The 10,193-nt window shown below is 66.5% G+C and carries 8 protein-coding genes; 7 read left to right on the forward strand and 1 reads right to left on the reverse strand.

The annotated features are described in order from the left end of the window. From NTX40_01780 to NTX40_01795, 4 genes are all read left to right on the forward strand, one after another. A partial coding sequence (locus tag NTX40_01780; GenBank protein ID MCX5647814.1) for a prepilin-type N-terminal cleavage/methylation domain-containing protein occupies positions 1–781 on the forward strand: 781 nt, incomplete at its 5' end. A 2-nt stretch (positions 782–783) separates the two neighbouring features. After that, positions 784–1,653 carry a hypothetical protein gene (locus NTX40_01785; GenBank protein MCX5647815.1) on the forward strand — a complete coding sequence of 290 codons (870 nt, stop codon included), beginning with the start codon at positions 784–786 and terminating at the stop codon, positions 1,651–1,653. A 194-nt stretch (positions 1,654–1,847) separates the two neighbouring features. Then, the gene (locus NTX40_01790) at positions 1,848–4,469 is read left to right on the forward strand and encodes a hypothetical protein (protein ID MCX5647816.1); all 2,622 of its coding nucleotides are present in this window, start codon (positions 1,848–1,850) and stop codon (positions 4,467–4,469) included. Between the two features lie 249 nt (positions 4,470–4,718). Continuing rightward, the gene (locus NTX40_01795; protein MCX5647817.1) at positions 4,719–7,418 is read left to right on the forward strand and encodes a VWA domain-containing protein; all 2,700 of its coding nucleotides are present in this window, start codon (positions 4,719–4,721) and stop codon (positions 7,416–7,418) included. 195 nt (positions 7,419–7,613) lie between these two features. Here the strand turns inward: NTX40_01795 and NTX40_01800 are convergent, their stop codons facing one another. Then, positions 7,614–7,958, reverse strand: a complete 345-nt coding sequence (locus NTX40_01800; protein ID MCX5647818.1) for a PilZ domain-containing protein — start codon at positions 7,956–7,958, stop codon at positions 7,614–7,616. A 284-nt stretch (positions 7,959–8,242) separates the two neighbouring features. On the opposite strand from NTX40_01800, the gene NTX40_01805 reads away from it, so the two are divergent. The 3 genes from NTX40_01805 to NTX40_01815 all read left to right on the forward strand — a co-directional run. After that, positions 8,243–8,824 carry a hypothetical protein gene (locus NTX40_01805; protein ID MCX5647819.1) on the forward strand — a complete coding sequence of 194 codons (582 nt, stop codon included), beginning with the start codon at positions 8,243–8,245 and terminating at the stop codon, positions 8,822–8,824. Between the two features lie 271 nt (positions 8,825–9,095). After that, positions 9,096–9,809, forward strand: a complete 714-nt coding sequence (locus tag NTX40_01810) for a HEAT repeat domain-containing protein (GenBank protein MCX5647820.1) — start codon at positions 9,096–9,098, stop codon at positions 9,807–9,809. Positions 9,810–9,861: 52 nt separating this feature from the next. Then, positions 9,862–10,193: prepilin-type N-terminal cleavage/methylation domain-containing protein (locus NTX40_01815; protein ID MCX5647821.1), on the forward strand; the 332-nt coding region annotated here is incomplete at its 3' end.

Here is a 10,193-nt window from a genome sequence, read left to right on the forward strand (position 1 = left end):
GCGCGACGTGGCATTCCCGCGAAAACGCCGGGCCGCCTTTACCCTCACCGAAATGCTCATGGCCGCCGGCATCCTCGGCATCGGCCTGACGATGGTCGCCTCGATCTTTCCCGTGGCCGTCGACCAGAGCCGACGCAGCCGCGACCAGACCATGGCGGCCCTCTGCGCCCGCAGCGCCATGGCGCGGGTACGAGCCGACCGGAACGCGATTATCAATTGGCTGCGCGATAATACTGATAGTAGTTATGCCTTCATCGACCTCAATTACCTCGCCGGGGGCTATTTCGATGTAGCGGGCAGACTCCACGTTGTGTACAGGCCCTCCGTATTTCTTTACACCTCGCCTACGAAGCCTACGAGTCGCACCTACGAGGGCGGCAACACCTGGGACGCCGGCAACTACGTCGCCCGCATCTTCGCCACCAGATCTCGATCTCCCTTGTCGGCGACCGCCGCGACTGACGGTCCCTATCGACTTACTATCGTCGTCTGCCGCTCCATCGGCAAGTTGCCCTCTACCTCCGCCACGAGCGAGCTGTGGGCCAACGCCACCAATCCCAAACCCGGGCCGGGAACTTACATCCTCGAACCCTCCGGCGGACTCGGCTGGGGCTATCTGATTGATTACGTCACGATAGATACCTCGGGCGGCACGCCAAAGATTACGGGATATCCCGCGGTTGGCGTGACGTCCGGCGGTTACATCATTTCCCCGACCACCACGACCATCCGACGCGTGCCGGACGCCGTCGCCGTCTATCATACCATGTTGGGAGAATAACTATGCATACGCCGTCGGTCCGCGGTCGGCCAAACCCGTCGCACGGGGCACGGGCTTTCACCCTCGTTGAACTCGTCACCGCCGCCTCCATCATGACCATCGTGATGATCGGCGTCGTCGAAATCTTCGGGATCGTCACCCAGACCGCCACCGACGCCGAGGCCATCCACGGCGCTCATCAGCAGATGCGCGCCACCCTCGACCGCCTCAACCGCGACCTCCGCGGCATCACGCCCGAAGGTTACCTGAAGATCACCGCCGGCGGAGACAGCAACTATCACAGCGACACCCTCGCCTTCGTCAGCGTCGGCCGGCACTTCGGCGCCTACGACCCCCAAACCTGTCGAGCCGGCGCTGCCGAAATCCTCTACACCACCAACGTCCTCACCCCCACTTCCTTTCTCACCATCGACGGGAAAACCGTCGACTACCGCCGGGGCGTCCTCGCGCGAAGCGCCTGGCTCATGTCCGGGCAGGCCGAGCAGGCCCTCGAGACCCAGGACAAGGCCAAGGCCCCCTACCTCGGCGACCTCTATGCCTCCCTTGGTGGCACAGCCCCCCTCTCGGTCGGCCGCACCTCCACCAGGGTCGTGCCCTTCCTGCCCGGCGACACCGGGACACCCGACGCCAGCCTCCGACGCATCATGACCACCGGCACGAGCGAGTTCTTCGTCGAATACTGGGACAACGCCTCCCCTATAGGGAACTGGACAAAAGGAACTATGATCTTCTCCCCGGGAAGCGAACGACCTCGCGCCATCCGCGTCACCCTGGCCGTCCATAGCCCCGACGACCGGGGCCCTCTGCCCGCCGGCAAAAATCGTTACGAGGGATACGCCCTCCAGGAAACGTTCTGGCTTGGAAATCCCTAATATTACTACGCTGTGTTCTTCAACGCAGAGAACGCAGAGAACGGCACAAATTGGGTAAAGACGAAAAGGGAAGGCGTCAGTTATTGGCTGCTGTTTGTTGTTACCCAGGCCTCGGCTTTCTCTGCGGTCTCAGCGATCTCTGCGTTGAGATAGCGTTGTAGAACTAAGGGCGCGGCACAGAAGGGGACCCGCTTATGAAGCAACACGCTTCGGTCCTGGTGGTCGTCCTCGGTTTGTTGGCCATTCTGGCCGTCATCGGCGTCGCGTTTCTCGCCCTGAGCAGCCTCGAACGCTCGACCGCCACCAGTTTCGCCCTCCAGACCCAAATGATGATCGCCGCCGACGGCGCCCTCGATTACGCCATCCACCAAATGGTCACCGACGTATGGGAATGGAATATTCCCGCGGCCAACAAATTCGAATTCACGGGCAAACTGCTCACGGGGCGGCAAGCCGGCCTGGACCCCATAGACGGCAAGACCTACGGGGCCTGCGAGCCCTACGATTTCCCCTCCGCCGCCGTCGATCCCTGGCTCTCAACGCCCATCGTCTCAAACGCCACACCCGCCTGGATCTCTTTCGGCAACAAGAGCGAAAACCTGTTCTGGATCAAATTCGGCTCCCAGGTCACCGGGCCCGACAACCTCGGCATGCCCGTCACTACCCCCGCCAAGAACGGCATCTGGATCCCCGACCTCGCCGCTCCCTGCGACCAGTATCTCGTCCGCGCCAGCGTCACCATCCTCGACCATGGCGCCCTCTTGAACATGAACGCCCACGGCAGCAAGGACACCGGCGCGTGGGAATACGGCGACTGCATCGGCAAAGGTTACTTCGTCAGCGACGTCCTCCCGGGGCCGGACCTCAACACCCTGCTGACCGGCACAGGCTCCGGTGCAGGCTCCGTCCCCGGTTGCTGGGGCGCCGATGCCAAGCCGGGAAACTCCATGGCCGGCGCCGTCCTCATCGAGAACCCCTATGCCGGCCAGGACGTTCCCTTCACCCTCGATGAAGAGTTCGAACTCCGAAACCTCTTCGGCACGTACTTTCAGAGCCGACTCGAACAGTTCTGGCCCGCTTTGCCCTCCGACCCAGCCAACGCCAATGCCTACACTCCGCGCCTCAAGACCACCACCGTCTCCTGGACCGCCGAGGTGCGCGGCGACGGGGCCGGTTCGCATGCCACCATGAAGAACGCCGCCGGGACGACCGACTTCGGCTGGTCCGCCGCCAAAGTCGACCTCAACACCGCCAGCGCCGACGCCATCTACGAAGCCCTCCGCGACGGACGCGCCTGGGAAGACACCGGCGAACTGAAACAACTCGTCGCCAACATCGTCGCCTTCCGGAGCCGGAAAGGATTTGACTTTGTCTCGATCGGCGGCGCCAACTACGTCGGCGCCAATCGCCAGGCCATCTTCTCCGAAGTCACCTATACCGGCCCTGTCATCGACAGCACCGACCCCAACAACATCATCCGCACCTACACCGTCAAAGTCGAAATCTACAACCCCTGGCCCGGCGATTTTGACGGGGACGGGGACGGCGGTTACGCGACATGGCAGCAGTACGTCTACTTTAATGTCGATCTGCCCCACACGGTTGCCCCCGCCGCGGCGCAATCCATCCCTGCCCCTGGGCAAATGCCTCAGGACACCTGCAACACACTTCAGGCCACGGTCACCTGCAGATCCAACCTCACCATCAAAGATGTCCTTAAATCTATTAGACTCCAGAAGTACGATACGACATTCAGCGGCAAGTTCCTCGATCTCGATCTCGTCACCGCCGCCGATGTCGCCTCCCTCGAGACCAACAACCGGATCTACCGTAAGGTGTGGTGTGTCGACGAACGCCGCAGTTCCAAAACTACAAATAACGCCCCCATTTGTGTCTTTTATGCCGCCGGATGGTTCACCGGCGGTGCCGAAACACCCAACCTGCCTCAGAAGGATTCGGGTCTTGAGGCTTCCTGTATCCCCATCCGGTTTCCCAACTGCATCTCTGACGCCGAGGCCACCGCCCAGTTGCCCGTCCGCGGGTCCACGGGAGCCCCCTACAAGGCCTTCGCTCGCGTCGGAGACTTGAACCAGGTCCTCCGCTTCCTTCCGGGCCCCGACCCCGCCGGCCGAAACACCTGGTGGAGAGAACCCTGGATCTGCATCGTCTGTCAAACGCAAAGAACCCAGGAAAACAACGTCAAGTTCGACTGGATGAAGAACATCAACGACTTGGACGCCCCCGGCGCCGTCGCTGCCGCCCGCGCCGCCAACGTCCTCTCCGTCGGTGGGCCCTGGCAGGACAGTCTCGATAACGACGGCGACGGGAAAACCGACTTCGCCGACACCGGCAAGCCCGCCGCCGGACAGACCGGCGGCCCCGAATGCCGCGTCGCCGGCAAAATCAACCTCAACACCGCCACGCCCGACACCCTTAGTGCGCTTAGATTGGGGGTCGTCGGCTCAGTCGACCTCAGCGGCCTCACCGCCAACCGACCTTTCAAGAGCCCCGCACAAATCCTGAAATACTTCACTCCCCCTGCCAACGCCAGCGTCGAGCAGCGCGATGCGGCCTTCACCCTCATCTCCAACATCGCCACCGTCCGGAGCGACACCTTCTCCGTTTACGGCACGGTCCAGATCGTTGACCCGTCGCGCGCCCAGAAGACGAATAACACCATCGATAAGCCCGAAGACATCATTCGCACCCGCCGATTCTGGGCCCTTGTCGACCGGTCCCCCTCCCTCGCCTATCCCCCGACCGATAAGACCAACTTCATCTACCCCCGCATCCTCAACTTCCAGTGGCTCGATTGACGGCCTGGCCGAGGCCCTGGGTGCGCCAGGATCTCCTGGCACCTGACGATAAGGGTGCAAAAGGTAACCTGTGTGGCACGGCGGGCCTTGTCCCGCCGTGCGCCGCTGCACGGCCGGGCAAGACCGGCCGTGCCACACGAGTCGCGTTTCGCGCCTTCACCAAGTGCCAGAAAATCCTGGCGCACCCGAGGCCCTGAGCCGCAACGAAACTCATTGGCCGCCACGCGCCCCTCTTCTATAATGGGGGCCATGGACCTTCTGCGGCTGGCACACCCCTGGGTCGTCGCCGTCATCCTCCCCGTCTGGGCGATCCTCGCATGGCCGGCTTTGCGTTCTTCACCCCGTCGCCCCGGCGCCCTCGGGCGCGCCGTCCTCGCCTGCCTGGCGACGGGACTGCTCCTCGCCGCCCTCGCCGGACCCGCCTTCCGCGTCTCCGCACCAGGGGCTGCCGCCGTCTGCATCCTCCAGGACGTCTCGCCCAGCATGGCCCTGGCGCGAGGCCCGACGCCGCCCGCCGAGGAACTGGCGCGCTCGGTCGCCGCCTTCCCGGCGGTCCCCGTCGGCCTTGTCCGGTTCGACGCCGCCGCCGACCTCAGAATCCGCCCCGGATCCGCCCCGGCGGAGAAACTCGCCTCGCCTGCCGGGTTCCCTCCCGATAGACCCACGGCCACCGGCGCCGACGCAACCGACGTCGCCGCCGGACTCGAGGCCGCCTCGCTCGCCCTGCCCGACGCCCGCGGCATCGTCGTCCTCTACACCGACGCCCGCGAGACCCGCGGAGACGCCGTCCGCGCCGCCACACGCCTCGCCGCACGCGGCATCCAGGTCCACGCCGTCCTCCCGACCCTCGTTGCCGTGAGCGACGTGCGCCTCGCCGCCCTCGACGCGCCGCCCCGCGCCGAAAGCGGCGTCCCCGTCGCGATCCGCCTTCGCCTCGTCTCCACGCGCCCGGCTCCGCCAGGGCAAAGCCAGGCTTCGCCGTGGCGACGCCCGGCCGACGTGACCGTCCGCCTCGAACGCCTGCCCCTCGGCGACGCTCCGGCCGCCGACTGGCAACGCCGCGTCCGCGTCGAGCCCGGCGTCGGCGCCGAACTGCTCTTCGAGGACACGCCGCCCGCCGAAGGCGATTGGACCTACACCGCCCAAATCGCCGACGACTCCGATGCCGTCCCCGAAAATAACCGCGCCTCCTGCGTCGTTCGCGTCGGAGAGCCCCGAACCGTGCTCTACGTTTACTCCGGCCCCGCGCCCGGCCCGATCTTCGATCTCCTCAGAAAACACGGCCTACGGGCGACGGCCGCCCGCGCCGAGGAAGGCCTTGCGCTCCCCGGCGCCGGCGCCGCCACCGTCATCCTCGACAACGTCTCCGCCTGGACGCTCGGCCGGGAATCCGCCCGGCGACTCGCCGACCTCGTCGGTCGCGGCGGCCTGGGACTCCTGGTGATCGGCGGCGACGCCGCTTTTGCGGCCGGCGGCTACGGCGACTCGCCCATCGAAGACGTCCTCCCCGTCTCCAGCCGCACCGGCCGGCGGCCGCCCCTCGAAATGGTCCTCGTGATAGATTCAAGCGGCTCCATGAATGAAACCGTCGGCGAGGGCCCCGGCGCCCCGCGCAAGATCACCCTCGCCAAGCAGGCCGTCCTCGCGCTCCGCGCCGCCCTCGCGCCCGCCGACCGCGTCGGCATCGTCGCCTTCGCCGGCCAGCCGCGCACCGTTTCGCCCCTCGTCCCCGCCTCCGAATGGGAAACCCTGCGCGGCCGCCTGGTGTCCCTCGAGGCGGGCGGCGGCACCCGCGTCACCCCCGCCCTGGCGGGCGCCCTCGACCTCCTCCCGCCGGCCGGCGCCGGCGAAAACCAACCCGTTCGCCACCTTCTTCTCCTCAGCGACGGCCGCAGCCGGGACTTCGACCTTCCGCTTCTCATCGGCCGCTGCCGCGAGCGCAGCGTCAGCGTCTCCGCCGTCGCCACCGGCGCCGACGCCGACCTCGAGAGCCTCGGACGACTCGCCCGGGAAACCGGCGGCCGGCTCTACCGCTCCACGGACCTGGCGCGCCTCGCCGAAATGTTCCTCAAGGACCTCACCTGGGCCCGCGGCGAAGGACTCACCGAAGGCGTTTTCCCCGCCGCCTGGCGCGACCCGCAGCCCGTCTGGCGGCGACCGGGGCCGACGCTCCCCGCTGTCACGGCCTGCAACGTCACGCGGCCGAAGGAAGGCGCTTCCATTCCATGGGAAACCGCGGGAACCGAAATTGGAACCGTGCCGCTGCTGGCCGTCTGGCGCCGAGGTCTCGGAAAGGCCGCCGCCATGCCCTGGCCCGCCGGCTTAGCGGGCGGCGCCTGGACGGCCGACGACGGTCTCGGCCGCTATCTCCGCGAGATCCTGGCCTGGCTCGAAGGCCCGGCCTCGCCGGCCGGATGGTCCGCGCGCGTTTTAGATCGCGACGGCCGATGGTGGGTGCGGGTGGAGCAGCGGAACGTCCCCAACGGGGCAGGCCCGCCTGCACAGCATCCTGCGGAGGGGGCGTCCTCCGCCGTTGCCGCCACGCCCCTGCGGTTCTCAGCCGCCTTGTTCGAGGCGGGCGCGCCGGGCGCGCGCCAGGTCGCTCTGGAAGCGGTTGAGCCGGGCGCTGCCGAGGCCGACCTCGGAAAGCGGACCGCACGGGGAGCCACCCTCATCGTCCACTCCGGCGACGAAGGCGGCGAGCGGATGACCCTGGCCCTGCCCGGTCTTCCCCCACGCGAATACGAGCGATTCGGAGTGGACCGCACGCTCCTTGAGCGGATCGTGACGGCCGGCGGCGGAAAAATCCACGAGAACCCCGAATCCCTCGCCGAGGCCGTCCGGCAAGCCGAGACGCGGCACTACATGCCCGTGGGAATCCATCTCGTGTGGGCCGCCGCCGCCGTCGTGGTGGGACTTGTTCTCGGCCGGCTCCTGGGACGCCTCTAGTGCTCTGTCCGCCCTCAACAGAGGGCTGACAGAGCACTAGAGCGGGAGAGCAGTAGAGAGGAGAAAGTAGAAGAAAACGGCAGCCGATCGAACAGAGGCGATGGACGCAGGCATGCGACCGCATCGCTCTCCCGCGGTCTCCTCTCTCCTCTCTCCTGCTCTGTGCTTTGTCGCTCAATGATGAGCGACAAAGCTCTAAGACACCTGCACGGGGTCGAGCAGGCTGCGCTTGAAGTTTGTGTCGAAGACGATGACGGCGGCTCTCCAGTCGCCGATGTCGGTGACTCGGCGAACTTCGCCTCGCATCTTCACGATGCGCATCCGCGGGCCGCTCGCACGCGGGTTCGGCACGCTGAGTTCAATCCACGTCGGACTCCCCTCTTTCAACGCCGTGCCGCCGGGACCCACGACGCGGACGCCGTAGGCCGAAACGTCCGTCCCGCGGCCGCGCAGGACGATTCGGCCGGCCGCGTCGCGGAGAGTCACCGGACAGGCCAGAATCCAACGGTTGTGCCGCCGCCTTTCGTCCACCCTGTGCATGCACGCTCCCAAATAAACGGGGAATAACCAGACCGCCTGCTGAGACCAAGACCGTCCCTGACGGCCTTTTCCGCACAGTATCTATCGGCCTGGCCGCGGAAACCCCTTCACAGAAACCGTCCTCTCCGCTTCGCACCCGGGGGGCGGGTGAAAGGCGCGCGCTCCCCCCGCCACGGCGGGTAAACTTCGGGTCGCGGTTAAACGTGGACGGCGCGCATCACGGAATCCCTGGGCTTGGCCATCCGGGCGCGGTAAGATGGCCGGGGCGCAATGGGAGACAGCGCATGGAAATCCTGAAACACCTCTTTCTGGAAGATCCGCTGAGCCTGTGGATCGGCCTCGCGCTGGCCGAGATCGTGGCGTTCGTCGTCTGGTGGCAGAGCCGATCGCGCCGGGCGGCGATCGCGCTGGCGGCATTCCCTGCGGCAGCGATCGCGGTCGGACTCCTCGCGTGGGCGGTCCAGACGGATTACGAGCGCCTCGTGCGGACTCTGGACGTCATGGCCCGCGCGGCGGACACGGGCGACGCGGAAGCGCTTATCGAGCGGGTCTCGCCGGATTACCAGAACGGCCGGGCGCGGCGGGAAGACCTGGCGGCCGTGGTGAGGCTGGGCCTTCGGCACGTGCGGGCGACGGCGGCGACGCCGACCATCCAGTGGGAGGACGGGCGAGCGATCGTGCGACAGACCTATCTTTTCCGGCCGGCGCCGGGCAGTCGGTTCGATGCCGGCCAACCCTTCCGAGACGTCGTATGGGAAGGCGTGTTCCAGCCGGACGCGGAAAGGGAGTGGCGGCTGAGGAGCGCGGTGGCGATCCGTCCGGTGCGCGTGACGCCGGAAGAAGGCGTGCGGTACCTGCCCAGGTGAGAACACAGCGCGACTGCCTTGTCCTGTTTGCCCAGGTGTCCAATCGCGCGGTATCTCCCCAAGTGAGAATACGGCGCGACCCGGGCCAGGTTTAACCGCAAGCAATAAATGGTGAAATGGGGTCAGACCTCATTTTTGGGGGGCATTGGGGGATTTTTGAGATTGCGTTTTCGACGTTTTCGAGAATTTTGCGTGGATGTTGAAAAAGGCGTGGTATAATGACTATTAGGGGGGGTGTTTTGACCCTTAATATCGGAGGTCTGGTGGATTCATGTCGAGCAAGGGCAAAAGGTGGTTGATCGCCGTGGGGGCCGTGGTCGTGGCCGCGGGGGTCGCGTTAATCCTTATCGGGGCGTTCGGCCGGGCCCGGATTGGCGGAGCGACGCCGGACGAGCGCATCACGTCCATCTGCCGACTGGCCGACGCCAAGCCTCTTGGCGCCGGCGACGCCCTCGCCCAAGCCGCCGTCAAGGAGTCGGACGTCCGGGTCCGTCAGGCGGCGCTCATCGGCCTGGGGCGATTCGTGGAACCGAAATACCGCGCCACCGTCGAGCAGGGTACGCAGGATGCCGGCGCACCTGTGCGTCGCGCAGCCGCGATCACGCTCGGGCTGTACGGCGACGCGGCGGCCGCCGCGAGGCTGGGCGAAGTGGTGCGCAAGGACCCGGCCGAGGAAGTGCGACTCGGCGCCGTGATGGGGTTGGGGCTGTGCGCGGTGCCGGAGACCCTCGCGTGGCTGATGGAGGCGGCTGAGAAGGACGACGCGCCCGCCGTCCAACTCCAGGCCATCAAGGAACTGTACGCAAAGTTCGGGGCCCAGTACTTCGGCGAGCCGGGCCGCGTGCCCGACTGGCCCTACGAGGCCGCCGCCTCCGTGGAATACCTGAAGACTTTCCCTGGGGTGCAGGAGGCGTTCCGGAAGGCCGGCGTGGCGCTGGTGCGGAGGCCGGAGTATCAGTGGCGCCATGTTGACAAGCCCGACTGATACGGCGCGCACCAAGGCCGCGCGTCGGAGAGGCCGTGAAAGGAGGACTGTGATGGCCCGTTCGAGACGCAAGTCGAAGACCCCATCCGGCAAGGGGGCGTTCACCCTGGTCGAGTTGCTGGTCGTCATCGTCATTCTGGGGCTGCTGCTGGCGCTTCTGCTGCCGGCGGGGCAGCGGGCCTGGGCGGTGGCGCGGTTCACCATCTGCCGCAACAATCTCTACCACATCTACCAGACCTTCGGCACCGCGGCGGCGGACGCGCGCCTGACCTCAACGGGCGGGAAGACGCTGTTCTTCCCCAAGCCGGACGCGTGGTGGGTCACGGCTATCCAGTATTCCGAAACCAGCAACATTCTGACGTGCCCCGAGGGCAGCGAGGAAGT

This window comes from Planctomycetota bacterium, assembly GCA_026387035.1.
GTDB lineage: Bacteria > Planctomycetota > Phycisphaerae > FEN-1346 > FEN-1346 > JAPLMM01.

What these genes read in the sequence shown, in the direction of transcription:
- NTX40_01785 (MCX5647815.1), top strand. Translation starts at nt 784, where the DNA reads ATGCATACGCCGTCGGTCCGCGGTCGGCCAAACCCGTCGCACGGGGCA.
- NTX40_01795 (MCX5647817.1), top strand. Translation starts at nt 4,719, where the DNA reads ATGGACCTTCTGCGGCTGGCACACCCCTGGGTCGTCGCCGTCATCCTC.
- NTX40_01810 (MCX5647820.1), top strand. Translation starts at nt 9,096, where the DNA reads ATGTCGAGCAAGGGCAAAAGGTGGTTGATCGCCGTGGGGGCCGTGGTC.
- NTX40_01805 (MCX5647819.1), top strand. Translation starts at nt 8,243, where the DNA reads ATGGAAATCCTGAAACACCTCTTTCTGGAAGATCCGCTGAGCCTGTGG.
- NTX40_01790 (MCX5647816.1), top strand. Translation starts at nt 1,848, where the DNA reads ATGAAGCAACACGCTTCGGTCCTGGTGGTCGTCCTCGGTTTGTTGGCC.
- NTX40_01800 (MCX5647818.1), bottom strand. Translation starts at nt 7,958, where the DNA reads ATGCACAGGGTGGACGAAAGGCGGCGGCACAACCGTTGGATTCTGGCC.